Source organism: Pseudomonas sp. BF-R-19, from assembly GCF_019956445.1.
Lineage (GTDB): Bacteria > Pseudomonadota > Gammaproteobacteria > Pseudomonadales > Pseudomonadaceae > Aquipseudomonas > Aquipseudomonas fluorescens_BH.
This window is the reverse complement of sequence record NZ_JAHBDN010000089.1, coordinates 1-24,553: the sequence shown is the minus strand read 5'-3', so window position 1 is coordinate 24,553 and position 24,553 is coordinate 1. Positions and strand designations below refer to the sequence as shown.

Here is a 24,553-nt window from a genome sequence, read left to right as displayed (position 1 = left end):
GAGTGTCATCCAACATCAATGTCGACTGACACATCGCCTTCGCGAGCAAGCCCGCTCCCACAGGTTGTACGTCGTTCGATGCCTATTCCATGGTGGTCTTGACCATCGCCAGCTCCGGGTGGCTGACCAGTTTGTCGATGTGTAAATCCGGGTCGTCAAACCAGACTTCGGTCAACACCCGGTAATGCTCCATGTCACGGCAGCGCATGCGCAGGCTGTAGTCGAACGCGCCGCTGATCAGGCGACATTCCAGCACCTGCGGGCAGGCGCGGACCTTGGCTTCGAAGGCCTTTTGCGCCGCGCGTCCGCTCTGGTTCGACAACGCCACCAGCACCAGCAACGACAAGCCCGGCGTCAGTTTCTTCTCATCGAGAATCGCGCCATAGCCGCGAATGACCCCAAGCTGTTCCAGCTTGCGCACCCGTTCCAGGCAAGGCCTGGGGGTCAGGTGCACGCGTTCGGACAGCTTTTGATAGGTGATGCGCCCTTCGTGGCGCAACACTTCAATGATTGCCTGATCGATACGATCAAGCACGATCGACAGATCGCGGATATCCGCCATGTACGCCTTGCCTCACTTCAAACGACCCGATAGAAATTGCTGCAAACGTTCACTGTTTGGCCGGTCGAGTATCGTAGCATCACCCTGCTCCTCGACACGGCCCTGATGCAGGAACAACACCTGGCTTGAGACCTGCCGGGCAAACCCCATTTCGTGGGTCACCATCAACATGGTCCGGCCTTCTTCGGCCAGTGCCTGAATCACCTTCAGCACTTCACCCACCAGTTCCGGATCGAGTGCCGAGGTTGGCTCGTCGAACAACAGGATTTCGGGCTCCACCGCCAGGGCCCGGGCAATCGCCACCCGTTGTTGCTGCCCGCCCGACAGAAACGCCGGGTACTGATCGGCCACCCGTTGCGGCAAGCCGACCTTGTCCAGATACGCCCGCGCGCTCTCCTCGGCGGCCTTGCGACTCATGCCCAGGACTCGACACGGCGCCAGCACGATGTTCTCCAGCACGGTCAGGTGACTCCACAGATTGAAATGCTGGAACACCATCGCCAGTCGCGTGCGCAAGCGCTGCAACTGTTTTGGATTGGCTACGCGCATGCCGCCAACGCCCTGACGGGTGAGAACTCGCTCACCATCCAGAGCAATGGCACCTTCGTCCGCCCGTTCCAGAAAGTTGATGCAGCGCAGCATGGTGCTTTTGCCCGAACCGCTGGCACCGATCATGCTCACCACATCCCCTGCCCTCGCGTTTAACGAGACGCCCTTGAGCACTTCATTGTCACCAAAACGTTTATACAGATTTTCAACCGTGAGTTTGTACATGCGAGTACTCCTGGAACGGCACGCTTATCGGCGCCGCTCTGGATAAATGATGGAAGTCAGTGGGCCGGACCGAGGAAGCTCAGCCAGCGTTTCTCCGCCAGGCGGAACGCGCCGACCAGCCCGAACGACAGCACGAGGTACAGCAGACCGGCGATACCGAAAGCCTGAAACGTCATGAAGGTCGCGGCATTGGCGTCCCGGGCGATTTTCAGGATGTCGGGAATCGTTGCGGTGAACGCCACCGAAGTCGCGTGCAACATCAGGATCACTTCGTTGCTGTAGTACGGCAGCGCACGGCGCAGCGCCGAAGGCAGGATCAGTTGCAGGTACAGGCGCCAGCCACTCAGGCCATAGGCATGGGCCGCTTCGATTTCACCGTAGGGGATGCTGCGGATCGCTCCGGCGAAAATTTCCACGGTGTAGGCGCAGGTGTTGAGGGTGAACGCCAGCAAGGTGCAATTCATGGCGTCGCGGAAAAACGCTTCGAGCAATGGCTGCGAACGGACCACGGCAATGCCGTAGATCCCGCTGTAGCAAATCAGCAACTGGATATACAACGGCGTGCCGCGAAAGATGTAGGTAAACAGCTGAACCGGCCAACGCAAAACGCCCCAGCGCGAGACGCGCAAGATCGCCAGGGGCAACGACAGGAAAAAGCCCATGGCAATACTCGCCACCAACAGCCACAGGGTCATGGCCAACCCGGTGAGGGTCTCGCCGTCGCTGAACAGAAAGGGTCTCCAGTATTCGGCAATCAACTCGATCATCGCGCCATCCCCCGCACACCCTGGTTGTAGCGCCGTTCCAGCACGCGCAAGACATAGTTCGAAGCGCTGGTGATCAGCAAGTAAAGCGCTGCGGCCAGCAACAGGAAATCAAGCATATTGAACGTGCTTTTGCCGGCCTCCTGCGCGACCTTGACCAGGTCCGACAAACCAATGATCGATACCAGCGCCGTGGCCTTGAGCAGCACCAGCCAGTTGTTGCCAAGGCTCGGCAAGGCGAAACGCATCATTTGCGGGAACACCACGAAACGAAAGCGCTGCCAACGGTTCAGGCCAAAGCACGCCGCGGCTTCCTGCTGCCCGCGTGGCACACTCAGAATCGCCCCGCGAAAGGTCTCGGTGAAATACGCCCCGTAGATAAAACCAAGGGTGATGATGCCGGCCACGAATGGGTCGATTTCCATGTAGGGCCAGCCCATGGACTCGGTCAGGGCGCTGAGCCAGCCTTGCAGGCTGTAGAAAATCAACAGCATCAACACCAGGTCGGGCACGCCACGGATCAGTGTCGTGTAAATGGTCGCCGGCAGATTCAACAGCTTCAGCGGCGACAACTTGGCCGCCGCGCCGAGCAGCCCCAGCGCCATGCTCACCAGAAGCGCGAGCGCCGACAGTTTGAGGGTGACCCAGGTGCCGTGCAGCAACAAAGGGCCATAGCCTTGCAGGGCCGAAAGGTCGACCCCCAGAACATTCAGGAAGGAATTCACGCCAGTCACCTGTCTTGATACGCCCCGGTCGCTGCAACACAGCGACCGGGGCGCGAGGATCAGTTGTTGTAGAGGTCCAGATCACCGAAGTGTTTCTGCTGGATCTGCGCATAGATGCCCTTGTCGTGCAGGGCCTTGATGGCGGCGTTGAACATGCCTTTGAGTTCTTCGTTGTCCTTGCGCACACCAATGGCGATCTCTGCCGGCACCAACGGGTCGCTGATGCCTTCACTGTTGTGGAAGTCCGCCCCTTGTGGCGAGGTCAGGAAACTCATCTGCGCTTGCAGCTTGTCCTGGATCGACGCATCGAGACGGCCAAATACCAGGTCGGCATAGACCTGATCCTGATTCTGGTAGGCCCGCAGTTTCACCCCGCCCGGCGCCAGTTTGGCCTTGGCGTAGGTTTCCTGAATCGTGCCCTGCATGTAACCGATGGTTTTGCCGCGCAGCGATTCGGCGGTAGGCAGCAGTCCGGAGTCTTTGCGGGTAACGATGGCGGTCGGTCCGGCGTACAGGCGATCGGTAAAGTCGATCTGTTTTTTGCGCGCGTCGGTAACGGTCATCGACGATTCGATGGCATCGAACTTGCCAGCCTTGAGCCCCGGAATAAGCCCGTCGAAATCATTGCTGACCCACACGCAAGTCAGCTTCAGCTCGGCACATATTGCATTGCCCAGATCCACGCCGAAGCCCTGGACCCCACCATCGGCCGTGGTGGATTCAAAGGGTGGGTAGCTTGGGTTGACGCCAAATCGCAGCTCCTTCCATTCCTTGGCACTGGCGCCCGTGGTGCAGCACAGCAACGCGAGTGCCGGCAAAGTCAGCCATTTGATGTTCATTTTCTTGAGTCCCGGATTATTTGGATTTATCGCGATCCGGCGCCTGCGTCGGACCACACTTTTTGACAGGGGCAGAGAGTCGATGCGGTCTTCACCGCAGCCGTTTTTGTTGTTGTTATCGACTGGAAGCAGCCAGTCGTCGGAGTTGCACTCCATCTCAAGCAGCGATCAACAAGCGCTTGAAACGGACCGTCAGAATGCCAATTGCCGGGAGGGTGCAGGTGTCGTAACCCCACGTTCAAACAGCGTGCCTGTGCTGAATGAAGGGCTTGCACAGCCGATTCTGTCGTCTGCTGTAAGTCACTGTTTTTCCACTTAAAGGGAGCGGCACAGAACGTGTGATTGTCTTTTGGCCTTCTACTTCATCTGCATGACGATGCGTCGTGAAGCACATCGCGCTTGAGCCGTGCGAGCGAGGTGCGACTGGTAAATGTCACGCGGCCGATTCCGCTGTGCGCTGTCTGTTTTTCGACTTCTCTCGCTGTGTCCGGGGTCGGTATTGGCCGAAATCTTCTCGCCATTGCCTCGACAATAGGTCCGTTGCAAACACATGGACCACCTCCTGAGTCTCAGACGCCAAAGCGCAAGGTAGTCCAGACCGGCACACCAAAAAACGCCCAAAGGAACCCAATATGACCCGTTACATTGACGTCAATGATCTGAGTCGTCTCGTCCAGGAAAAAGGCTTGCCTCGTTGCCTGATAGAAATGGCCGAGTACATCCGTCAAGACTACGTACGCTGGCCGGATTTCGAAAAGTGCGCGCGCCTGGCGAACCACTCACCCGAGGGCGTCATTGAGCTGATGCCCGTGTCTGATGCATCGCTCTACGCTTTCAAGTATGTCAACGGACATCCGAAGAACACCCACAATGGCATGCTGACGGTCATGGCGTTTGGTGCGTTGGGAGACGTCGATACCGGCAAGCCGGTTTTGCTGAGTGAAATGACGCTGACGACCGCCATTCGCACCGCTGCCACTTCCGCACTCGCGGCCCGCTACCTCGCCCGACCGGACAGTCGCCGAATGGCGCTCATCGGCAACGGCTCACAGAGCGAATTCCAGGCCCTGGCATTTCATACACTGCTCGGCATTACTGAAATCAGTCTCTACGACATCGATCCTGCCGCAACGGCGAAGCTGGTAGCCAACCTGCGGGCCTACCCCGCCATTCAGGTGACCATTGCCAAATCCGTCGCGCAAGCGGTGCGTGGTGCCGATATCGTGACCACGGTCACGGCCGACAAGGCCTACGCAACGATTTTAACCCCTGAAATGATCGAGCCCGGGATGCACCTCAACGCCGTGGGCGGCGACTGTCCCGGCAAGACCGAACTGCACCGGGACATCGTCGAGCGTGCGCGGGTCATGGTTGAGTACGAACCGCAAAGCCGCATTGAAGGCGAAATTCAACAGATGCCCGCCGACTCACCGGTTATCGAGTTCTGGAAAGTCATCAACGGTCAGACCCAGGGTCGCCAGCATGCCGAGGAAGTCACCTTGTTCGACTCGGTCGGCTTCGCCATCGAGGACTACTCTGCCTTGCGCTATGTGCTGGATGTTGCACGAACGCTCAACATTGGCAGCGACATCCAACTGGTACCAGAGCTGCAAGATCCCAAGAACCTGTTCTCGCTGCTGCTGCCTTCTGCAACAGCCGATGCAAGGCTTCGGGCTTAACTCCACTCGACACTTCAAAGCGTTCACCTGGCGGCCCCTTCGGCTGCCAGGCGCAACCCTGAACAATCCCTCGGTCGTTTGAGCCTTTTTTACAGCGCCATCCGCTGCGCGAGCCACCCGGTTCCACATAAACAAACGGCGCCTTTGCATAAGAATTCCATGGCTGTTCGCCCCATGCCCAATGGACCTGGCTGATGCCAAATCCACGCCAGCATGAGGTCTTTCCTCATCCACTATGGAAGACTCGATATGCCACGTTTCATGCTCAGCACGCTGACGCTCGCCCTGGCTTTGACGGCAATGATGCCGGTAGTCAATGCCGCACCTTTACTCGATCCCACACCTGAACATTCTCGCGCCGACAATCAATCAGGTCAGGCCAATACCTGGCTGGAGATTGATCAGGTCGCCTTCGAAGCAAACATCACCAAACTTCAGCAACGGCTGGCGGGTAAAAGCCAGATGTGCGCCGTGATGAAAGCCGATGCTTATGGGAATGGCATTGGATTATTGATCCCTTCCGCCATTCGGATGGGCATCACCTGTATCGGCGTGGCGAGCAACGAGGAGGCGCGTGTCGCACGGGAAAAAGGCTTCAAGGGACGCCTGATGCGTTTGCGCAGCGCTACTGTTGAAGAAGTCGAGAATGCACTGCGCTACAACATCGAAGAACTGGTCGGCAACCTGGAGGTTGCACGTCAGCTCAATGAACTGGCTACTCGCCAGGGCGTGAAGCTTCCGGTTCATCTGGCGCTGAATTCGGCGGGCATGAGCCGCAACGGTCTGGAAATGAGCACGGCTGCAGGACAACAACAGGCGGTGGATCTGACCCGACTGGCTCACCTGAACATCGTCGGAATCATGACCCACTTCCCGGTCGAGGAACGCGAGGATGTCCTTCAGGGTCTGGCCAAGTTCAAGGAGCAGTCCGGCTGGCTGATCGAGCACGCCAAACTGGACCGCAGCCGGATCACCCTGCACTGCGCCAATACCTTCACCACCCTTGAGGTGCCGGAAGGTTGGCTGGACATGGTTCGCCCGGGGGCTGCGCTCTATGGCTACCCAGTGGGTGGGCATAACGAATTTCAACGGGTGATGCAGTTCAAATCGCGGGTCGCGGCGGTCAGCGCCTATCCTGCGGGCAGTACGATCAGCTACGACCGCACCTTTACCCTGAGCAAAGACTCGTTGATCGCCAACATCCCGGCCGGCTACTCCGACGGTTATCGAAGAGCGTTCTCCAACAAAGCCTCAGTGCTGATCCGCGGCCAACGCGCGCCGGTGATCGGCAAGGTCACCATGAACACGTTGATGGTGGACGTCAGTGGCATCAAAGGCGTGCAGGCGGGAGATGAGGTCGTTTTGTACGGCAAGCAAGGCGGTGAAGAGATTACCCAGACGGAGCTTGAGACCATCAACGGCGCATTGTTGGCGGACTTGTACACGATCTGGGGCAACTCCAATCCGAAAGTATTGAAGTCTAAATAAGGAGAAAAAAACAAGGTGCGCAGGCTAAGCGCTGCGCCCCTGCTCGCGATGGACGTTAACGATAACGCGTGTTTTCTGAATAAACGCGCAGTCCTCGAGTCCATCGTCGGTACGTCGCCCGAAGCTATCGAGTGTCGACCGGCTGCTCCTACACCTCAAAGTGGTCCTTCAGGTACTCAGCCGCCTCATCCGATGCTTGCTTGAGATGCGTTGTCATCAACGCAACGGCCGCCTCCACGTCTTTTGCCCGGTACGCCGCGAGGATCGCACGGTGCTCGTCCTGGCTATCAATCCCTGCGGATCGCAGCTGCATATAGATGTGCGTATAGCGCTGCGCAATGGTGTGCGCACGGGTGATCATATTTTCCAGGTGTTTCATTTGCGCAGGTGCATAAAGCGCCGTATGCAGCGAAAGGTTCCATTGACTGCTCAGGAGAGGATCCTGAACTTTCTCGAACTCATCGATGATGCGTTCGACAGCATCGAGTTGCTCCGGTGTCGAGAGCGGTACCGAATGGCGGACGGCCAGCGGCTCTAAAACCGCTCTTAACTCAAAGCACTCATTCATTTCATTCAGGGACGGCGGTGTCACCATGAAGCCCCGATTCGGCATGAACTGGACCAGGCCCTGACCTTCAAGCTCGCGCAGCGCCTCGCGAACCGGCACCTTGCTGGTGTTGAGTTCGGTAGCGATCAGGTCCTGACGCAGAGGTTCGCTACCGGAGAGCGCGCCGGTGACGATGGCTTCCCTGATAACGGCCGCAACAAATTGCGGTGCGGACACACGTGCCAGCGGGATCAGTCCTGCAATGTATTTCAGTGGTGATTGGTTAGACATATGACACTAAGTGGCCAGGGGCGATTTAAAGGCGTGTCTGGGTTTGGCAGATACGAGGAACAACTACATCACTATGCACAACCGTATACGATTATACGAAAACGAACAAGGACGGCAGCCTCAGCCTGGTCCCCCCGAACTGCAGTCCAGCCCCTCTCCCCATTCATCTGAAATACAAGCCTGATTCATCGCTTTGTGGTTGTCGTTAGCGAATCAGTAATCGTATACTTTCTACAGTAGGAAAGGACAGATACACCCTGGTTAGCCTTTTGCGATCAGGTCCTCGTCCCTCTTGCGCCATCTGCAACCACATCAGGACAACCACCGTGATCAACATAAAAAATGTTTCCAAGTGGTACGGCAATTTTCAGGTGCTGAGCGACTGCACTACCGCCATACAAAAGAGCGAAGTCGTCGTGGTGTGCGGCCCCTCCGGTTCTGGCAAGTCGACGCTGATCAAGACCGTGAATGCGCTTGAACCCTTCCAGCAAGGCGAGATTGTCGTAGATGGCATCAGCCTCTCGGACCCGAAAACCAACCTGCCCAAGCTTCGCAGCCGGGTCGGCATGGTATTTCAACACTTCGAGTTGTTTCCGCACCTGTCAGTGACGCAAAACCTGACGCTCGCCCAGATGAAGGTGCTGGGCCGTGGCCAGGACGAGGCGTTAAAACGGGGCCTGAAGATGCTCGATCGTGTTGGCCTGAGCGCCCACAAGGACAAGTTTCCCGGGCAACTCTCAGGTGGCCAGCAGCAGCGCGTGGCAATTGCTCGTGCCTTATCGATGGATCCGATCGTGATGCTGTTTGACGAACCCACCTCGGCACTGGACCCGGAAATGGTCGGAGAGGTACTGGACGTCATGATAAAGCTGGCGAACGAGGGCATGACCATGATGTGCGTGACCCACGAAATGGGCTTCGCGAGGAAGGTCAGTGACCGGGTAATTTTCATGGACGCGGGAAAAATCATTGAAGATTGCAAAAAGGAAGAGTTCTTCGGCACTCCCGAAGCACGCTCCCCCCGCGCCAAGGACTTCCTCTCCAAGATCCTGCAACATTGATCATTCGGGGTCGCTAAGGGAGTGTTCTCACCAACGCAACTCGAAGGCATTTTTCGCGCCCGCCTGGATGCTGCTGCCCAAGCGGGCGCACTCGCGAGAAAGGGTGTCGTGCAGCCATTGACGGTCATCCCCTTCGGCGCGACAGAGGCGAAAGCGACGCAGGCGGGTGGGTATCAGGTCCAGCGACTGCAACTGCCCGCCCGGGTCCAGCGAGGCGAAGTATAGAAGCCCCAGGTCGCCGCGAAAGGCTGTGTAGCCCTCGATGCCTTCGTAATCGTTCAGAAGATCACCGCAGCCATAGAGAATCAGGCGTTCGTGGTACACCTCGATGCCCTTGACGTGGTGCGAGGAATGCCCGTGCACCACGTCAACCCCGGCCTCGTCGATCAAGGCATGGGCGAACCGGACTTGCTCGCGCGGGATATCGAACCCCCAGTTGCTGCCCCAGTGAATGGAGGCGACCACCAGATCCCGCGGTTTTTTGCCCTCGAGAATCCGTTTGGCCACAGGGTGCAGGCTTTGCATCGACAGATCCTCCAGCCGCGCGACGCCCGCGCGCCTATCCGTGGCGGCCCAGCCCAGCGCAATGCCGCTGTCGGGTGCGCCGAGGCCAAACACCAGCAAGCGTCGCCCGCCAGGCTGCGGCAGCACGGCGGGCGCTTCGGCTGATTGCCGGTTGTGCCCGGCGCCGGCGCTGCACATACCATTGCTCGCCAGGGTCTCCAGTGTATCGGCCAGGCCGGCTGCGCCCCAGTCCAGCACATGGTTGTTGGCCAGCACGCAGCAGTCGATGCCGGCTGCGCTGATGGCCGGGAAGTTCTCCGGGCTCATGCGGTAATTGATGCCCTTTGGCTCCGGTCGTCCGCAGCGGGACACTGCAGTTTCCAGATTGATGATGCGTGCGTGTGGCTGGCGAAGTTCGAACTCATCCAGCGCAGCGCCCCAGACATAGGCGAAATCGACTGGGCGGGGAATCGAGCCATTGACTCGTTCTGCCAGCCGGACGTAATCGCCGGCATTCTTGACGTAAGCTTCGTAAAGCCGCGGATCGCCAGGATGCGGCAGTACTGCGTCGATGCCGCGGGCAGTCATGACGTCGCCGGCGAGAAACAGCTTCAGCGTATCGGTAACAGCTGCCATGGCACCCTCCCGAATATAAGCCGGGGGATGTTTCCATCCCCCGGCTTATTATTACGCTGAAATAGGCAGAACGACTTCTAAACCTCTACTCAGTTGTTCTTCATATGCAACTGATAAAGCTCATTGGCGATGGCGATATCCTCCAGACCCAAGCCGATTGAGCGGAAGAAGGTATGGCGCTCGGGATCGGGAAGTCGGGCGGCTCCCATCATCAGCTCCGGCAAATCTCCGCAAATACTCTCGGGTAACCAGCCATGCTGGTCTTTTGCCAGGCGCATTTCCCCTGCGCTGTCGGGCGTTGTAGCCCGGTAGTCGCAATAGACGCTCATGTTCAGCAAGGATTCAGGAGGTACTTCGTGCGCCAGTGGGGCATTGGTGCAAATGGACGTGATCAGCGCTGGCTTTTTCAGCACGGCAGGGTCAAGCACCGTTCGACCGGCCGAGGTGCAGAGCATGATGACATCCGCATCGTCGACGGCGCTGGCGAGTTCGGTATGAAGGCTGACGCGCGGATCGATATCGCGCAGTGCCTGCTGCTCGGACTCTGGCAGAGAGCCAATATTGGGCGCGTACAGCCTGATATCCACCCATTCGCGCAGCGACAAGACATGCCGGGCATGAGCCTGACCCAACCGCCCTGCTCCCACCACGGCCAGTTTGCTGACACGCGCAGGCGCCAACAAGTCTACGGCGAGCGCTGTGGTTCCCGCGGTTCGCTCGACAGTCAGTTGTCCTGAATCACAGAGCAAGCGCGGTTGACCGTCCTCCATCGACATCATCAGCGTCCAGGCTGTCACCAAGGCCCCCTCCGGGCGTGGGATATAGGGCGAGAGCTTGGCGCCAAACACTTGCTCCTCGGCCAGCGTTCCCAGGTAACTGATAAAGTTGCCTTGCCCATTGGGAAACGGATTGCGCAGTTGTGGCGGTTGCACAGCCTTTTCCTGTCCCAACGCCAGGAACATACGACGCAATGCGGACAGCACATCAATCTGGCCAATCAGTTTGGCCACTTGAACTGAGTCAAGTACGGCAATGTCATTTTTCATCGAATACATTCCTTCATCGAGCATCTGACAGAAAGCCTTAAACGTCGAAACCACTCGGCTCGAGTTCATGGGAAAGAATATTAAAACAACCAGTTGAATAGCTTATAGCGACCAAGAGAACTGATACTTCTTACACAATACAACCCAGCACATCCGTTTTCTAAAGATGGGCAACTACATCGATTTCAATATCAAACGGAAACGGCCAAGGCTTGACTGCAACGAATGAGCGGACGGGTGGATTCTCGGGGAAATACTTGCGATACACCGCGTTCACCTCATCCATCATCGATGGATCCGTCACGAAGATCGTGGTTTTCACGACGTTATCGAGGCACGATCCTGCCGATTCAAGAACAACTTTCATCACCTGCAATACAGCGTGAGTCTGTTCAACAATCGTGCCTCGAACAATATTCCCGGTCAGTGGATCGAGCGGCGGCAGGCCACAGGTATAGAGCATCGAACCCGAGCGAATCAGCAAAGAGGTCGGTGTATTCAAACGTCTGAGCGCTTCAGACAAAAACGGCACTTCTATTATTTCTTTCATGGAGGCATCCATTATTGATACAGGCGGGCCCTACGTTCACGTTCAATCGACGCGACGTAGTGTTGGATATACATGCAGATAACGAAGTAGATGACGCCGACAAACAAATAGAGCTCTTTATAGAACCCTTGCCAGTTTTCGTCATAAAGGCTTGATCTTGCCGATCCAAGCAAATCGAAAAGTCCGATGATCATCAACAGCGAACTGTTCTTGACGAACGCGATCGCGATGTTGGCAATCGGTTGCAGCGAATGGGCGATGACTTGCGGCAAGATAACGTAGGCATGACTGCCCCAATAGCCGAACCCCAGGCTTGCCGACGCTTGGCGCTGACCGACTGAAAGTGCTTGCAGGGCACCGCGCAAGGCCTCGGAAAAGTAAGCGGCGGTAAATAGCGAAAGACCGATACCTGCCCGAAAAAGCTTGTCGAAAATAAGCTCGTCCGGAAGGATCAACGGAATGATCGCAAAGGTCATGAAGACAATAGTGATCGCCGGAACACTGCGAATGAGATCCACATAAAGCCGGCACGGAACAGAGACTAGCGGCATCTGCGACCGACACCCCAACGCCAGCAGCACGCCCAAAGGGAACGCACATACAAGGCCGGCAATGCTGATCAGCAGGGTGATCGGCAGTCCACCCCAACGCGCACGATCCACGGGCTCAAGACCGAACAGTCCGCCACTCATCAATAGATAACCAATCAACGCGGCCAGTACCCACAGCACAATGGCCACTGTGTGATGGCGGACCCGGAACAAACACCAGAGCGCAACCGCCGCGATCAATGCAACGAAGGTGATCGGACGCCACAGCGATTCCGGAGGATAGGCCCCGAACAGGATGAGATTGAGCTTGGTGCCGATGAACGCCCAGCAAGCGCCTCCGTTCTGGTGGCATAGCGCGGCATTACCGCTAAAGGTTGCATCAAGCAACAACCATTTGAAGATACCTGGGCCAACCAAAACGACGCCCCAGAGAAACAGTGCGCCGAGCACAATCCGGCTTGGCATACCCGAGCCCAGGCCTTTGAGGCGCTGGATTAGCGTCAAGGGTGCGGCAATCGATACCTGGGCACCATTATTCAGATCACCAGACATAATGTTTCTCCCAAAGACCGATTACCCGCGTCGTAATAATGTTTACCGTGACGTAAACCAGCATGAAAATGCTGATCAATTCGATGGCCTGCCCCGTTTGATTCATGGCGGTGTTTCCCGCCGAGACCAGTTCCGGGTATCCCACGGCAACACCGAGCGAACTGTTTTTCATCAGGTTCAGGAGTTCACTGACCACCGCCGGCATCGCGATCCGGAAGGCTTGTGGCATCACGATGTAACGCAGAACGCCAAAGTGCGTCAGGCCCAACGCATAACCTGCAGCAATCTGTCCCTGGGCAATGGACTGCACGGCCCCACGGATCGCTTCGGCTATATAAGTGCCGGTGTACACAGAGAGCCCGATGAACATACTCATGAACTCGGGTGAAAAGTGCCCGCCGCCGCCGATTGAAAACTTGCTTGCCGTGGGCCATTCAAATGTCATTTGCCCGGACCACAGGGCATAAGCCGTGGACACGAAGGCAATCAGGCTCAGGAGCATCAGCAAGGCTCCCGGATTTTTCAGTGCGCTGCCACCGGTACGCACGCTTCTGAGGATAAACGCCACGACGGTGCAAAAAATCGCGACAATTGCTGCCAATGCGAAGGGGGACGGCCACGGGAAATTAATCCCGCGATTACTGATGAACACACCCGGTACCGGCTCCAGAGCCTCCCGGACTACCGGTAGACCGTAAGTAAAAACAGCGAACCAGAAGAACAACTGCAGCAGTAGCGGCGTATTGCGGATCGTCGAGACATACACTTTGGCAATTCGTCTGGCCAGGCCGAATTTGGACAACTGAGCCAGCGCCGCCAATACCCCGAGCAGCACGGAGAACACAATGGCGCAAAACGCCACTTTGAGCGTGTTCGAAAACCCCGCGAGCAGGGCGTACGCATATGACTTGTCACCGCTGAAAGCAATCATGCTTTCGCTAAGGTCGAAACCGGCGCGAGCCCACAGAAAGCCGAACCCGGTATTGATCCCTTTCTGTGTAAGGCGCTCGTTGATCACGTGCCCGAAATACCAAACCGCAATCACGACAGCCGTGAGTACTACAAGCTGGACCAACACCGTGACTGCCCGGTGTTGGTGTTTAACAGCGCCATCTCTTGCCGACATGACCTTCACCTCTCGTTTCTGATTCGCCATCTACGCGGCGTTTGAGCCATTCACATCGCGGATCAGAAAAGCGGGGCGTACAGCAGGCCACCGTCCGACCACAGGGAGTTCTGGCCACGCTTCATCTGCAAGGGAGTATTGGCACCCACGTTGCGCTCGAAGATTTCTTCGTAGTTGCCTACCGCGGAGATGACATTGATCACCCAGTCATCCTTGAGGCCCAGCCCTGCCCCCACACCTGGCGTTACACCCAGAAGGCGCCGGACGTCTTCGTTGTTACTGGTGAGCATTTGTTTAACGTTTTCTTTGGTGATACCGAGTTCTTCTGCAGTAAAGGTTGCGAAGACGGTCCACTTGACGATGTCTGCAAAGTGCTTGTCATCACCCCGCACGACTGGACCCATTGGCGACTTCGAGATCACATCAGGAAGGATGGCGTAGTTTTCAGGGTTGCCTGAGTTGAGCCGGATAACCGCCAGCTGCGACACGTCGCTGGTGATTACATCGCAGCGGCTGGCGAAAAAGGCCGAGAAGAATTCAGTCCCGCTTTCGATCACCACAGGTTTGAATGTGATCTTCAACTTGTCGAAGAAATTGCGAACCACATACTCGCTGGTGGTGCCCTGCTGAATGCAGACCGTAGCACCATCGAGTTCCGCCGCCTTGGTGACACCCAGTTTCTTGTTGATCAGAAAGCCTTGGCCGTCGAAGAAATCGACCACCGGAAATTGCAGACCCATCGTGGTATCGCGCGTCAGGGTCCAGGTGCTGTTCCGAGAGAGGACATCCACTTCGCCATTCTGCAGCGCCGTGAAACGTGCCTGATCGGACAGCGGGACAAACTTGACTTTCGGCTTCTCGAAAATCGCCGCCGCAAAGGCTTTGCAGAAATCCGCATCAAACCCCTGCCAATCACCCGCACTGTTGGGCGCACCAAAGCCGACCAGGCCAGGGTGCACACCACAGACAAGCACTCCACGCTCTCGAATTTTCGACAAGGTATCGGCCTGTACCGGTGCAGAAATTGCCAATGAAAGCCCAAGGGCTGCTGCGGTAGATGCGAAAAAAACTCTTAGACGTGTCATCAGCTTCTCCACTCGGTAGAAAGTATACGATTTCAAGCTATATGACTTTGCGAGCAGCTGTCAAGCTACAAGAATGGTCGCATCGGCAATTTGTTTTGAGTTTAGATCGGGTGTGTTGCGAGGTGACTGATCACCGGCGTGTGTCGCGATGGCTAAAGCAACCTATCGGGATTGGGCATACCCCAATCACCGATGATGCCAATCAAAAGTCAGTCTTCCTGGCCGGCCTTCTGATCAACGGATTGTTCTGCAACTGCGATGGCATGCTGGAAGCTTTCAAGAAATACAGTTTCTGCATGGGTCATTTTTTGCTCGCGGTTCCACAACAAGTGAATGTCCACATCGGAAACACCATCCCTGGGCGGCAGACGCCAGAGCATGCCGTTGTAGAGGTCGACATCGAGTAAGTGCTCTGGCAAACAGCCGATACCAAATCCTGCGATCACCAACCTGCGTATTTCTTCAAAGTTTGATGACGAAGCGACGATCTTGCCGGTGAAGCCCTGCTGGTCACGAAACACGGTAAGCGGTGAAAGATTGCCGCCAATCTGGTCACTCGTGAAGCTGACAAAATTTTCCCCTTGCAACTCAGCCAGATCCAGGCCCCGCACTCCAAAAAAGCGATGGCGTTTTCCGCAAAAGAACGCATATCGCTGACGTATCAGACAACGCTGCTCAAGCTTGGGTTGAGCGATACGGCATAAACCGACACCAACGGTGGCGGTCTTCTGCATCAGCGAGCTGAGAATGTCGGAGCTGCGCATTACCTCTATTTCCAACTCCACACGCGGATGATTGAGATGGAAATTCGCGAGAAAATCATCATAGACCGTCGATTGCACCCGGCTGATCGAGAGCAGGCGAACCTTCCCCACCACATCATCCTGGGGGCCTTCGATGGCCGAGCCGATGCGCGACACGTTGCCGTACATCTCTTCGGCAATCCGCAGTATTTCTTCCCCCGCCTCAGTGAGATCGAAGCGTGGCCCCTTACGCGAAATCAAGGCGCACTCCAACTGCTCTTCCAGCCGCTTGAGCGATTGGCTAACGGCCGATTGGGTAATGAACAGCCGCGCCGCAGCACGGCTGATGCTCCCTTCCTGACCAATCGCCAGATACGTGCGCAACAAATTCCAATCCAGACGATCGTTGAGGAAACGCCGCCCTCCCCATCTAGCCTGCATCAGCTCTTCATTTGAGTTTTTGCTGCTCATCTTGATGTCCATTATTAGCGTGGCTTAATCAGCGCTTAAGAATTAGCAAATTGCTTAATTATAGAGGCTACGAGATAAAGCACGAAGGCGCCAGAGGGACAGAGCGTTACCGTGATCCGATTGATCCCTGTCGGAAAAATAATTAGAGAAAGGAACTTACATGTACACACCCGACAACATTGCCCCCGCCGAGTGGAAGGCCCGTTGCGAACTGGCCGCACTGTATCGACTGGTCGCGTACTTTCGCATGACCGACCTGATCGACACCCACATCACCCTGCGCATTCCAGGCCCTGAACACCACTTCCTGATCAACCGCTACGGCGTGATCTTCGATCGCATGAAAGCCAGCGACCTGGTGCGCATAGACCAGTATGGTCAGGTGGTGGGAGGTGCGAACGAGCGCACTCGTGTCAACGCCGCAGGCTTCGTGATTCATTCGGCGATCCACATGGCCCGCCCGGATCTCAACTGCGTGGTGCATACCCATACCGCAGCCGGCATGGCCGTGGCCGCCCAGGAGCAAGGCCTGTTACCGATCAGCCAGCATGCGCTGAAGTTCTACGGCAAATTGGCTTATCACACCTATGAAGGCATTGCGCTGTCGCTGGCCGAGCGTGAACGACTGGTCGCCGACCTGGGACCACACAAGGCCATGATCCTGCGTAACCATGGCCTGCTGGCGGCCGGTGGAAACGCAGCTGAAGCCTTCCACGAAATTCACTTCCTGGAGCGCGCCTGCCAGGCGCAGGTCGCGGCACTGGCCGGTGGCAGCCAGCTGGTCTACCCCAGCAAAGAAGTCTGCCAACACACTGCAGAACAGTTCGGCCGCGACGAAGCCGAGGAAATCATGGGGCTGAGCTGGAATGCCGCCTTGACCTTGATTGAAGACCAGCGCGAGTCCTATTGCTCATGAACACCGTCGTACTGCTGTCGCGCGACAGCATCCTGCTCAGCCAGCTCCAGGCGGCCTTTGCCCGACAGGCGCCAGACATACGGGTGGTACTGGCCGATGACCCGGTCGCCAGTGAAGCACAGGTCGCGGCATGCTGGTTCCCGCCGGCCAACAGTTTGGGCGCGCTGCCCAATCTGCAACTGGTGCATTCGGTTGCCGCGGGCGTCGATCACTTGCACACCGATCCCAGCTGCCCGAACTTGCACGTGTGCCGAGTGGTCGATCCCGCGCACCGCCAAGGCATGACCGAGTACGTACGCTGGGCGGTGATTCACTATCACCGGCGTTTCGATCAGGTCTTGCAGCAACAACCTGACCAGCTCTGGCAGCGCCCGGTACAGATTCAGGCAAAGGATTTCAAGGTCGGTGTGATGGGCCTGGGTTCGCTGGGCGCAGCCATTGCCGACGACCTGGCAAGTGCCGGCTACAGCGTCCGCGGCTGGGCGCGCAGTGTCAAAAACATACCCAACGTGGTCTGCCACAGCGGTGATCAGGCGTTCAGCGGATTTCTCGAAGGCCTCGATCTTTTGATCAACCTGCTGCCGTTGACCCCGGCTACCCAAGGCATTCTCTGCACTGAAACCTTCCAGGCTATGGCGGCTGGTGCGGTGGTCGTCAACTGTGGTCGCGGCCAGCACGTACGCATCGACGATCTACAACAGGCATTGAGCAGTGGTCGGCTGCGCGGTGCGGTGCTCGACGTCTTCGAGCATGAACCCCTGCCGGTCGATGATCGCCTGTGGCGCATGCCCGGGGTGATCGTTACCCCGCACATGGCATCGGCGGCGTCCCACGACTGCATCGCCAGCCAGATTGCCGAAAACACGCGGCGGCTGGCGCGAGGCGAACCCCTGAACAACCCGGTCGATACGTCCCTGGGCTATTAAGACACGCGACAAGAGGTGAATGATGAAAGTATCCAAGGTCAACGGTGAGCGCCTGTGGGGCAGCCTGATGGACATGGCCAAAGTTGGCGCCACCGAGCGCGGCGGCAACTGTCGCCTGGCCCTTTCCAGGAAAGACCTGGCCGGTCGCGAGTTGTTCATGGGCTGGTGCCGTGAGGCTGGCTTGAGTATCGCGTTCGATGCCATTGGCAACCTTTTCGCCCGCCGCGAAGGCCAGGACAACGCCCTGCCGCCGATCGTCATGGGCAGCCACCTGGACACCCAGCCAAAAGGTGGCCGCTTCGATGGTATCTACGGCGTGCTGAGCGGACTGGAGGTGGTGCGTTGCCTGAATGATCAAGGCATCGAAACCCGCCAGCCCATCGAAATTGCCGTGTGGACCAACGAGGAAGGCGCGCGCTTTACCCCGGCCATGTTCGGTTCGGCGGTGTTCACTGGCATTCTGCCGTTGCAAACCGCATTGGGTGCCCGTGATGCCCAGGGCATCAGCGTCGCTGAAGCCTTGGCCGATATTGGCCATGGTGGAGACCTTCCCCTGCAGCGGGCCTTCGATTCTTACTTCGAAGCCCATATCGAACAAGGCCCAATCCTGGAGGACAGCGGCCTGCCAGTAGGCGTTGTCACTGGCGGCCAAGCGATCTGCTGGCTGGATGTGCAGGTTGGCGGTGTCAGTGCCCACGCCGGCACCACACCGATGCCGTTGCGCAAGGATGCCCTGTTCGGTGTCGCGGAAATGGCCAGCGTGCTGGAATCCATCGCCAGAGACTTCGCACCCAAGGGGCTGGTCACGGTGGGCCAGTTGGAGATCGCCAAGTCATCGCGCAACACCATCCCCGGCCGGATCAACTTTACTGTCGATCTGCGCCACCACGAAGACCAACAGATTTCCGCAATGGAGCACGCCGTATGCGAGCGCTTGCAAATCGTTGCCGACAAACGCGGTTTGAGCCTGGCGATCAGTCGTCACTGGCTCAGCCCGGCGACACCCTTCGATGCCGATTGCGTGACCGCTGTACGTTCGGCGGTCCAGGCGCTGGGTTACCCCCATCAAGACATCGTCAGCGGTGCCGGGCATGACGCCATTCACCTCGCCGGGCATTGCCCCACCACTATGGTCTTCATTCCCTGTGTCGGTGGCCTGAGCCACAACGAAGCCGAAGACGCCCTGCCGGACGATGTTCGTATGGGCTGCGACGTGCTGCTCAATGCGGTGCTGCGGCGAGCTCAGCACCTGAGCGACTGATTATGCAAGCAACACCGAACCTCTGAGGTCGTGTCATCCACACGACCTCGGAGGCAGGGCCCGCTTGCGCCTGAAAAAACAATAAAACCGATCTCCGGCCACAGCATCACCGTTACCCACACTGCCATCCAATAAATCAATCCACTGAGCCCGACGCTCAACTTGGAGAAAAAAGGCATGAACAGCTCCGCGTGCATCCAGACCGCTACCCCGACGGTCGAACCCAGCGTCAACATGAAAAAAGTCGCCGTCGCCAGCGTCATCGGCACCACGGTGGAATGGTACGACCTGTTTGTTTTCGCCACGGCTTCCGCCCTGGTGTTCAACAAGATTTTCTTCCCGGCGTTCGATGCCTTGATCGGCACCCTCCTGGCGTTCGGCACCTTTGCTTCGGCTTATGGTGCACGCATCGTCGGGGCTGCCTTGTTCGGCCACTACGGCGACAAGCTTGGGCGCAAATCGATGCTGCTGATTTCGCTATTGACCATGGGCGCGGCAACCTTTGCCATCGGTCTGTTACCGGATTACGCCGCCATTGGCATCTGGGCACCGATCCTGCTTTTAACCCTGCGGATCATTCAAGGCCTGGCCCTGGGCGGTGAATGGGGTGGTGCGGTGTTGATGGCCGTCGAGCATGCCCCCGCCAACCAGCGTGGTTTATATGGCTCATGGGTACAGATCGGCGTGCCGGCCGGTACCATGATTGCCAACCTGGCCTTCCTGGCGATCGCCTGGCTGCTGCCGGCTGAAGACATGCTTGCCTGGGGCTGGCGCATCCCGTTCCTGGCCAGCGCGCTGCTGATTGCCGTGGGCCTGTACATCCGCCTCAACATCACCGAGACACCTGCGTTCCACAAGGCTCAAACCAGCGAACCGCAAATCAAGCTGCCGCTGGCCGAAGTCTTCAGCAAATACTGGAAGCAAGTCCTGCTCGGCGGCGTGGCAACCATGTCGACCGGTGCATCTTTCAACATCATCGTCGCCTTCGGCCTGACCTATGGGACCCAGACCCTGGGCTTCAGCCGCACCATCATGCTCAGCGTGGTACTGGCCTCCTGTGCGCTGTGCATTGTGCTCTTGCCAGCCTTCGGTGCACTGTCTGACCGCTTCGGCCGCAAGCCGGTGATCATCGCCGGTATCGTCGGTGAAGCGCTGGTCGCCTTCCCGATGTTCTGGCTGATGGATACTCGCGAGCTGCCGCTGGTGTTTCTCGGTTATGGCCTGTTGATGACCGCGTTCGCCGCCAACTACGGGCCTATCGCAACTTTCCTCGCCGAGCTGTTCGGCACCCGTGTGCGTTATTCCGGCCTATCGGTGGCTTACATGCTTTCCGGGCTGCTGGGCAGCGCGGCCACGCCTATCGTGACCACGGCCCTGCTGGCGATGACCGGCAAAGGCTCGTCAGTGGCCTGGTACCTGATCGGCTCTGCGGTCATCTCCCTGATTGCCCTGTTACTGCTGACCGAAACCTTCAAGCGCGACTTGAGCGCTGGACGGGCTGAATAGCACCAAGTGACCCACAACAAGAATAAATCCACCTGCACTTGACCCTGCTGCCATTCACGCACCCTCTGGATTCGTACACCATGGAAAAAACCCTGCACCTTTTTGGTGTGAGCGCCGGCGCTTGCCTTTTGACCCTGAGCCAGGTCGCTTCAGCCGATTTCATTAGCGACAGCAAGGCCACACTGGGCCTGCGTAACTTCTACTTCAACAACGACTACCGCGACCGGCCCGGCAGCGCCGGCCAGAGCAAGACCGAGGAATGGGCGCAGGGGCTCATGCTCAATTACACCTCCGGTTTCACCGCCGGCACCCTGGGGTTTGGCATCGATGCGCTGGGGCTGGTGGGCCTGACTCTGGACAGCGGCCAGGGCCGCCATCGCGGCAGCTCGATGATCCCGACTGAAGGTAATGGCGCTGCCGATGAATGGAGCCGCTTGGGTTTAACCGCAAAAGCCCGTTTGAACAAAACCGAAATGCGTTACGGCACGCTGACGCCCAAGCTGCCGATCTTGATCGCGAACGACGGTCGCCTGTTGCCACAGACCTTTGAAGGCGGCCAGATTACCAGCAGCGATCTCGACAAGCTGACCTTGACCGCCGGCCGTCTGGAGCACGCTACCGGGCGTGGCTCCAGTGATAGCACCGGGTTGGCGGTCAGCGGTGGGAGTCAGGAGAGCAACCAGTTTCTCTTCGCCGGTGCCGACTACAAAGTCACTAAGGACCTGACCGCCCAGTATTACCTGGCCAATCTCGAGGACTACTACACCCAGCACTTTTTCGGGCTGCAGCATGTGCTCGCACTGGGCGAAGGCCAGTCGTTGAAGACCGACCTGCGCTACTTCGATACATCTTCCGACGGCGCCAACAGCTCGGCCAGCGGGCGCGCTGACGGTTTCCGGGTCGGTGGCTATAGCCGAAACGGTGCCGGTGAAATCGACAACCGCACCTGGAGCGCCATCTTCACCTACAGCCTTGGTGGCCACGGGTTGACTGGCGGTTACCAGAGCGTTTCCGATGGCAGCAACTTCGTCCAGCTCAACCAGGGTTCCCTGGTGGACAAAGGGGCCGGTGGCGCGAGCCTGTATCTGTTCACCGACCGCATGCTCACCAGCTTCAACCGGGCCGGCGAACGCACCTGGTTCGGCCAATACGCCTATGACTTCGTCGCCTCGGGCGTTCCTGGCCTTCGTGCGTCGCTGGTTTATCTCAAAGGCAGCCAGATCAAGACCACGTCTGGCAGCGATCAGCAGGAATGGGAACGTGACCTGGCCCTGGATTACGTGATCCAGGACGGCACGTTCACAGGCCTGGGTTTCGGTTGGCGCTATGGCGTTCTGCACTCCGAGGCCGACGCCAATCAGGACCAGAACCGCGTGTTCGTCAGCTACACCCTGGCATTGTTCTGATTCACCGGCCCGCCGCCCATGTCGGGTCGGCGGGCCTCTATTCTCAGCGAGGCTCTCTCATGAAACGCATCCAGGCAGCACCCGGCACAATTGGCCCGGTCGGTCCTTATTCCCAGGCAGTGGTCAGCGGCCATCTGGTGTTCACTGCCGGCCAAATACCCGCTGTAGGCGGACTGGACCAGCAACCCGAAGGCTTCGAAGAGCAAGTGCGCCAGACCTTGCGCAACCTGGAGGCCATCCTGATCACAGCGGGCTCGGACTTCGATCACGTAATCAAGGTTAACGGCTATCTCACCGATCCAGCTCAACTGGAACCCTTCAACCGGGTCTATACCGAAGTGCTCGGCCATGCGCCGCCGGCACGAACCACGGTCTGCGTGGCACTCTGGGGGGTGGCACTTGAGATCGATTGCGTGGCCGAACTCATTGATTCAGCAAAGCAGAGGTAAGCCATGAACGCCCCTACTCAATTGCTTGAAAAACTCCATCAGGTCAGCTTCGCCACCCTCGGGCATTTGCTCGAAGACGGCTTTGTCAGTGCCGAAATTCGCTCCATGCTGAACGCCGTCAAAGTGGTAGGTCGCGCCGTGACGCTGAGCGTGATCGACGCCGATGCCATTGCCGTCAACCGCGCCTTGGCAAGCCTGCAAGACGGCGACGTACTGGTGATCGACATGAATGGCGATCGACGTCACGCCTGTGTCGGCACGGTCACCGCCTGTGCGGCTCAAGCGCGAGGCGCCAGGGCCATCGTGGTCGATGGCCTGGTGACCGATATCCTTGAACTGCGTGAAGCCGGACTGCCGGTTTTCGCCCGTGGCACCAGCCTGCTGACCACCAAACTGCACGGCAACGCCGAGAGCCAGTTGAATGTACCAGTGCAGTGTGGCGGGGTTCAGGTGCACCCGGGCGATTTGGTGCTGGGTGACGATAACGGCTTGCTGATTCTCGACAGTCAGGCACTCGCCGCAGTCATCGACCAGGCACTGGCCAGTGATCGTGCAGAACCCGGCCTGCTGGAACGTCTTGAGGCCGGAGAGTCAATAGCATCCGTACTGCGTGTTCAGTGATTGATCGCTTGTAATGCGGACCGCCGCGCGGCGGCGAGCGTCAACAAAACGTTATTTTTTTGAAATACTTCACAGCCGCTAATCAGTTAGTTCGGTTTTTTGACACTCCCCCCGATATGCGGTCACAACTTTTGCGCTCCGTTGGGTCATAACACGGTAGCTGCCGATGGAATATTGGCATCTACCGAGGTTCTCGCCTGATACGGAGATAAACTCATGATTTTCAATGTACAAAATTTTGGCGCCAAAGGAGATGGCATCACTGACGACACGGCGGCGATACAAAATGCAATTAATGCGGCGGCGGCTGCAGGTGGGGGGCAGGTGTACATGCCGACCGGAACTTATATCGTTTCGGGAGGTGAGGAACCCTCAGACGGCTGCCTGATGCTCAAGAGCAACGTCTACCTGTACGGCGACGGCATGGGCGCAACCACCGTCAAGGTGGCTGACGGCTCCGACACCAAGATCACCGGGGTCATCCGCTCCGCCTATGGCGAGCAAACTCACGACTTCGGCGTCAGCAACCTCACCATCGACGGCAACCGTGACAACACCACGGGCAAGATCGACGGCTGGTTCAACGGCTACATTCCCGGCGAAGCGGGCTACGACTCCAACGTCACCCTCGACAGCGTCGAGATCAAGGATTGCTCCGGGTACGGTTTCGACCCCCACGAGCAGACCGTCAACATGGTCATCAAGAACAGCGTGTCCCACGGCAACGGCCTGGACGGTTTCGTTGCCGACTTCCTCAGCGACAGCACCTTCGAAAACAACGTCGCCTACGACAATGACCGGCACGGTTTCAACGTCGTTACCAGCACCCACGATTTCACGCTCACCAATAACGTTGCCTACAACAACGGCGGCAATGGCATCGTCGTGCAGCGCGGCAGCGAGGACATCCCCTCCCCCAGCAACATCACCATCACCGGTGGCGAGGTGTACGGCAACGGCGCCGAAGGGGTGCTGATCAAACTGTCCAGCGAGGTGACCGTCAGCGGCGTCGACATTCACGACAACGCCAGCGCCGGGATCCGCATCTACGGCAGCAACCACGTCGAGATCATCGACAACACGCTCAACAACAATTCCCTGGGCAACCCCGTACCGGAAATCATCATCCAGTCCTACGACGATACCCTCGGCGTGTCCGGCAAGTACTTCAACGGCAGCGATAACACGATCCAGGGCAACATCATCATCGGCAGCGACCTGTCGACCTACGGCGTCTCCGAGCGCAACGAAGACGGCACTGATCGCAACGCCATTATCGGCAACACCATCAGTCACACCAGCAAGGGCGCCACGCTGATCTACGGCGACGGCAGCTACGTCAGCGCCACGGTGCCGATGACCACCGTGCATGGTACGGCCGGCAACGACACTCTGCTGGGCAGCGCCGCCAGCGAGATTTTCTACGGCGGTGCCGGCAACGACACTATCAATGGCGGGGCCGGGGGCGACATTC

General features: G+C 58.0%; 24 protein-coding genes. 11 read left to right on the top strand and 13 right to left on the bottom strand.

The genetic code is table 11. The annotated features are described in order from the left end of the window. Positions 1-82: 82 nt before the first annotated feature. From KGB28_RS25385 to KGB28_RS25365, 5 genes are read right to left on the bottom strand one after another with little or no spacing between them, the layout of a single operon-like run. Positions 83-562 carry an Lrp/AsnC family transcriptional regulator gene (locus KGB28_RS25385; RefSeq protein ID WP_007974731.1) on the bottom strand — a complete coding sequence of 160 codons (480 nt, stop codon included), beginning with the start codon at positions 560-562 and terminating at the stop codon, positions 83-85. Positions 563-574: 12 nt separating this feature from the next. After that, positions 575-1,336: an ABC transporter ATP-binding protein gene (locus KGB28_RS25380; protein ID WP_007986657.1), complete on the bottom strand. Its 762-nt coding sequence runs from the start codon at positions 1,334-1,336 to the stop codon at positions 575-577. A 56-nt stretch (positions 1,337-1,392) separates the two neighbouring features. Next, positions 1,393-2,103, bottom strand: a complete 711-nt coding sequence (locus KGB28_RS25375; protein ID WP_223448337.1) for an ABC transporter permease — start codon at positions 2,101-2,103, stop codon at positions 1,393-1,395. Beyond that, positions 2,100-2,825: an ABC transporter permease gene (locus KGB28_RS25370; protein WP_150755302.1), complete on the bottom strand. Its 726-nt coding sequence runs from the start codon at positions 2,823-2,825 to the stop codon at positions 2,100-2,102. Before KGB28_RS25370 ends, KGB28_RS25375 begins: the two co-directional genes overlap by 4 nt. Before the next feature lie 59 nt (positions 2,826-2,884). Continuing rightward, entirely contained in the window at positions 2,885-3,664 is a 780-nt protein-coding gene (locus KGB28_RS25365; protein WP_223448336.1) for a transporter substrate-binding domain-containing protein, read from the bottom strand. Between the two features lie 632 nt (positions 3,665-4,296). Between KGB28_RS25365 and KGB28_RS25360 the strand changes: the two genes are divergently transcribed. Both KGB28_RS25360 and alr read left to right on the top strand, forming a co-directional pair. Beyond that, positions 4,297-5,343 (top strand): ornithine cyclodeaminase, encoded by a 1,047-nt coding sequence (locus tag KGB28_RS25360; RefSeq protein WP_150755300.1) that lies wholly within the window; start codon positions 4,297-4,299, stop codon positions 5,341-5,343. Positions 5,344-5,592: 249 nt separating this feature from the next. Continuing rightward, entirely contained in the window at positions 5,593-6,831 is a 1,239-nt protein-coding gene (gene alr, locus KGB28_RS25355) for an alanine racemase (protein WP_223448335.1), read from the top strand. 148 nt (positions 6,832-6,979) lie between these two features. Here alr and KGB28_RS25350 read toward each other — a convergent pair whose 3' ends face one another. Beyond that, on the bottom strand, positions 6,980-7,669 hold the full coding sequence (locus KGB28_RS25350; RefSeq protein WP_150755298.1) for a GntR family transcriptional regulator: 690 nt from the start codon (positions 7,667-7,669) through the stop codon (positions 6,980-6,982). A gap of 326 nt (positions 7,670-7,995) precedes the next feature. Here KGB28_RS25350 and KGB28_RS25345 point away from each other — a divergent pair, with 326 nt between their 5' ends. Next, complete coding sequence (locus KGB28_RS25345) at positions 7,996-8,730, top strand: amino acid ABC transporter ATP-binding protein (protein ID WP_150755297.1); 735 nt, start codon at positions 7,996-7,998, stop codon at positions 8,728-8,730. 27 nt (positions 8,731-8,757) lie between these two features. Here KGB28_RS25345 and KGB28_RS25340 read toward each other — a convergent pair whose 3' ends face one another. The 7 genes from KGB28_RS25340 to KGB28_RS25310 form a co-directional block, all read right to left on the bottom strand. After that, positions 8,758-9,870: a CapA family protein gene (locus tag KGB28_RS25340; RefSeq protein WP_223448334.1), complete on the bottom strand. Its 1,113-nt coding sequence runs from the start codon at positions 9,868-9,870 to the stop codon at positions 8,758-8,760. Between the two features lie 89 nt (positions 9,871-9,959). Then, on the bottom strand, positions 9,960-10,916 hold the full coding sequence (locus KGB28_RS25335) for an ornithine cyclodeaminase family protein (protein ID WP_150755295.1): 957 nt from the start codon (positions 10,914-10,916) through the stop codon (positions 9,960-9,962). Positions 10,917-11,076: 160 nt separating this feature from the next. After that, a complete protein-coding gene (locus tag KGB28_RS25330; RefSeq protein WP_150755294.1) occupies positions 11,077-11,466 on the bottom strand; it encodes a RidA family protein in 390 nt (129 codons plus the stop codon). An 11-nt stretch (positions 11,467-11,477) separates the two neighbouring features. After that, positions 11,478-12,569: an amino acid ABC transporter permease gene (locus KGB28_RS25325; protein ID WP_150755293.1), complete on the bottom strand. Its 1,092-nt coding sequence runs from the start codon at positions 12,567-12,569 to the stop codon at positions 11,478-11,480. Continuing rightward, entirely contained in the window at positions 12,559-13,695 is a 1,137-nt protein-coding gene (locus tag KGB28_RS25320) for an ABC transporter permease subunit (RefSeq protein ID WP_150758545.1), read from the bottom strand. The genes KGB28_RS25325 and KGB28_RS25320 overlap by 11 nt, the downstream gene beginning before the upstream one ends. Positions 13,696-13,757: 62 nt before the next feature. Then, positions 13,758-14,780, bottom strand: a complete 1,023-nt coding sequence (locus KGB28_RS25315; protein ID WP_150758546.1) for an amino acid ABC transporter substrate-binding protein — start codon at positions 14,778-14,780, stop codon at positions 13,758-13,760. A 209-nt stretch (positions 14,781-14,989) separates the two neighbouring features. Further along, entirely contained in the window at positions 14,990-15,994 is a 1,005-nt protein-coding gene (locus KGB28_RS25310) for a LysR family transcriptional regulator (protein ID WP_150755290.1), read from the bottom strand. 160 nt (positions 15,995-16,154) lie between these two features. Between KGB28_RS25310 and KGB28_RS25305 the strand changes: the two genes are divergently transcribed. From KGB28_RS25305 to KGB28_RS25270, 8 genes are all read left to right on the top strand, one after another. Then, complete coding sequence (locus KGB28_RS25305) at positions 16,155-16,910, top strand: class II aldolase/adducin family protein (RefSeq protein WP_150755289.1); 756 nt, start codon at positions 16,155-16,157, stop codon at positions 16,908-16,910. Then, positions 16,907-17,836 (top strand): 2-hydroxyacid dehydrogenase, encoded by a 930-nt coding sequence (locus tag KGB28_RS25300; RefSeq protein ID WP_150755288.1) that lies wholly within the window; start codon positions 16,907-16,909, stop codon positions 17,834-17,836. Before KGB28_RS25305 ends, KGB28_RS25300 begins: the two co-directional genes overlap by 4 nt. 22 nt (positions 17,837-17,858) lie before the next feature. Beyond that, positions 17,859-19,097, top strand: a complete 1,239-nt coding sequence (locus KGB28_RS25295; RefSeq protein WP_223448338.1) for a Zn-dependent hydrolase — start codon at positions 17,859-17,861, stop codon at positions 19,095-19,097. Positions 19,098-19,274: 177 nt separating this feature from the next. Continuing rightward, positions 19,275-20,603 carry an MFS transporter gene (locus KGB28_RS25290; protein WP_150755287.1) on the top strand — a complete coding sequence of 443 codons (1,329 nt, stop codon included), beginning with the start codon at positions 19,275-19,277 and terminating at the stop codon, positions 20,601-20,603. Positions 20,604-20,683: 80 nt separating this feature from the next. After that, positions 20,684-22,009 (top strand): OprD family porin, encoded by a 1,326-nt coding sequence (locus KGB28_RS25285; RefSeq protein ID WP_150755286.1) that lies wholly within the window; start codon positions 20,684-20,686, stop codon positions 22,007-22,009. Between the two features lie 59 nt (positions 22,010-22,068). After that, a complete protein-coding gene (locus KGB28_RS25280) occupies positions 22,069-22,458 on the top strand; it encodes a RidA family protein (protein ID WP_150755285.1) in 390 nt (129 codons plus the stop codon). Between the two features lie 3 nt (positions 22,459-22,461). Continuing rightward, positions 22,462-23,079, top strand: coding sequence for an RraA family protein (locus KGB28_RS25275; RefSeq protein WP_150755284.1), 618 nt, complete (start codon positions 22,462-22,464; stop codon positions 23,077-23,079). Positions 23,080-23,295: 216 nt separating this feature from the next. Further along, positions 23,296-24,553: glycosyl hydrolase family 28-related protein (locus KGB28_RS25270; RefSeq protein ID WP_223448333.1), on the top strand; the 1,258-nt coding region annotated here is incomplete at its 3' end.

What these genes read in the sequence shown, in the direction of transcription:
- KGB28_RS25385 (WP_007974731.1), bottom strand. Translation starts at nt 562, where the DNA reads ATGGCGGATATCCGCGATCTGTCGATCGTGCTTGATCGTATCGATCAG.
- KGB28_RS25380 (WP_007986657.1), bottom strand. Translation starts at nt 1,336, where the DNA reads ATGTACAAACTCACGGTTGAAAATCTGTATAAACGTTTTGGTGACAAT.
- KGB28_RS25375 (WP_223448337.1), bottom strand. Translation starts at nt 2,103, where the DNA reads ATGATCGAGTTGATTGCCGAATACTGGAGACCCTTTCTGTTCAGCGAC.
- KGB28_RS25365 (WP_223448336.1), bottom strand. Translation starts at nt 3,664, where the DNA reads ATGAACATCAAATGGCTGACTTTGCCGGCACTCGCGTTGCTGTGCTGC.
- KGB28_RS25360 (WP_150755300.1), top strand. Translation starts at nt 4,297, where the DNA reads ATGACCCGTTACATTGACGTCAATGATCTGAGTCGTCTCGTCCAGGAA.
- alr (WP_223448335.1), top strand. Translation starts at nt 5,593, where the DNA reads ATGCCACGTTTCATGCTCAGCACGCTGACGCTCGCCCTGGCTTTGACG.
- KGB28_RS25350 (WP_150755298.1), bottom strand. Translation starts at nt 7,669, where the DNA reads ATGTCTAACCAATCACCACTGAAATACATTGCAGGACTGATCCCGCTG.
- KGB28_RS25340 (WP_223448334.1), bottom strand. Translation starts at nt 9,870, where the DNA reads ATGGCAGCTGTTACCGATACGCTGAAGCTGTTTCTCGCCGGCGACGTC.
- KGB28_RS25335 (WP_150755295.1), bottom strand. Translation starts at nt 10,916, where the DNA reads ATGAAAAATGACATTGCCGTACTTGACTCAGTTCAAGTGGCCAAACTG.
- KGB28_RS25330 (WP_150755294.1), bottom strand. Translation starts at nt 11,466, where the DNA reads ATGAAAGAAATAATAGAAGTGCCGTTTTTGTCTGAAGCGCTCAGACGT.
- KGB28_RS25325 (WP_150755293.1), bottom strand. Translation starts at nt 12,569, where the DNA reads ATGTCTGGTGATCTGAATAATGGTGCCCAGGTATCGATTGCCGCACCC.
- KGB28_RS25320 (WP_150758545.1), bottom strand. Translation starts at nt 13,695, where the DNA reads ATGTCGGCAAGAGATGGCGCTGTTAAACACCAACACCGGGCAGTCACG.
- KGB28_RS25315 (WP_150758546.1), bottom strand. Translation starts at nt 14,780, where the DNA reads ATGACACGTCTAAGAGTTTTTTTCGCATCTACCGCAGCAGCCCTTGGG.
- KGB28_RS25310 (WP_150755290.1), bottom strand. Translation starts at nt 15,994, where the DNA reads ATGAGCAGCAAAAACTCAAATGAAGAGCTGATGCAGGCTAGATGGGGA.
- KGB28_RS25305 (WP_150755289.1), top strand. Translation starts at nt 16,155, where the DNA reads ATGTACACACCCGACAACATTGCCCCCGCCGAGTGGAAGGCCCGTTGC.
- KGB28_RS25300 (WP_150755288.1), top strand. Translation starts at nt 16,907, where the DNA reads ATGAACACCGTCGTACTGCTGTCGCGCGACAGCATCCTGCTCAGCCAG.
- KGB28_RS25295 (WP_223448338.1), top strand. Translation starts at nt 17,859, where the DNA reads ATGAAAGTATCCAAGGTCAACGGTGAGCGCCTGTGGGGCAGCCTGATG.
- KGB28_RS25290 (WP_150755287.1), top strand. Translation starts at nt 19,275, where the DNA reads ATGAACAGCTCCGCGTGCATCCAGACCGCTACCCCGACGGTCGAACCC.
- KGB28_RS25285 (WP_150755286.1), top strand. Translation starts at nt 20,684, where the DNA reads ATGGAAAAAACCCTGCACCTTTTTGGTGTGAGCGCCGGCGCTTGCCTT.
- KGB28_RS25280 (WP_150755285.1), top strand. Translation starts at nt 22,069, where the DNA reads ATGAAACGCATCCAGGCAGCACCCGGCACAATTGGCCCGGTCGGTCCT.
- KGB28_RS25275 (WP_150755284.1), top strand. Translation starts at nt 22,462, where the DNA reads ATGAACGCCCCTACTCAATTGCTTGAAAAACTCCATCAGGTCAGCTTC.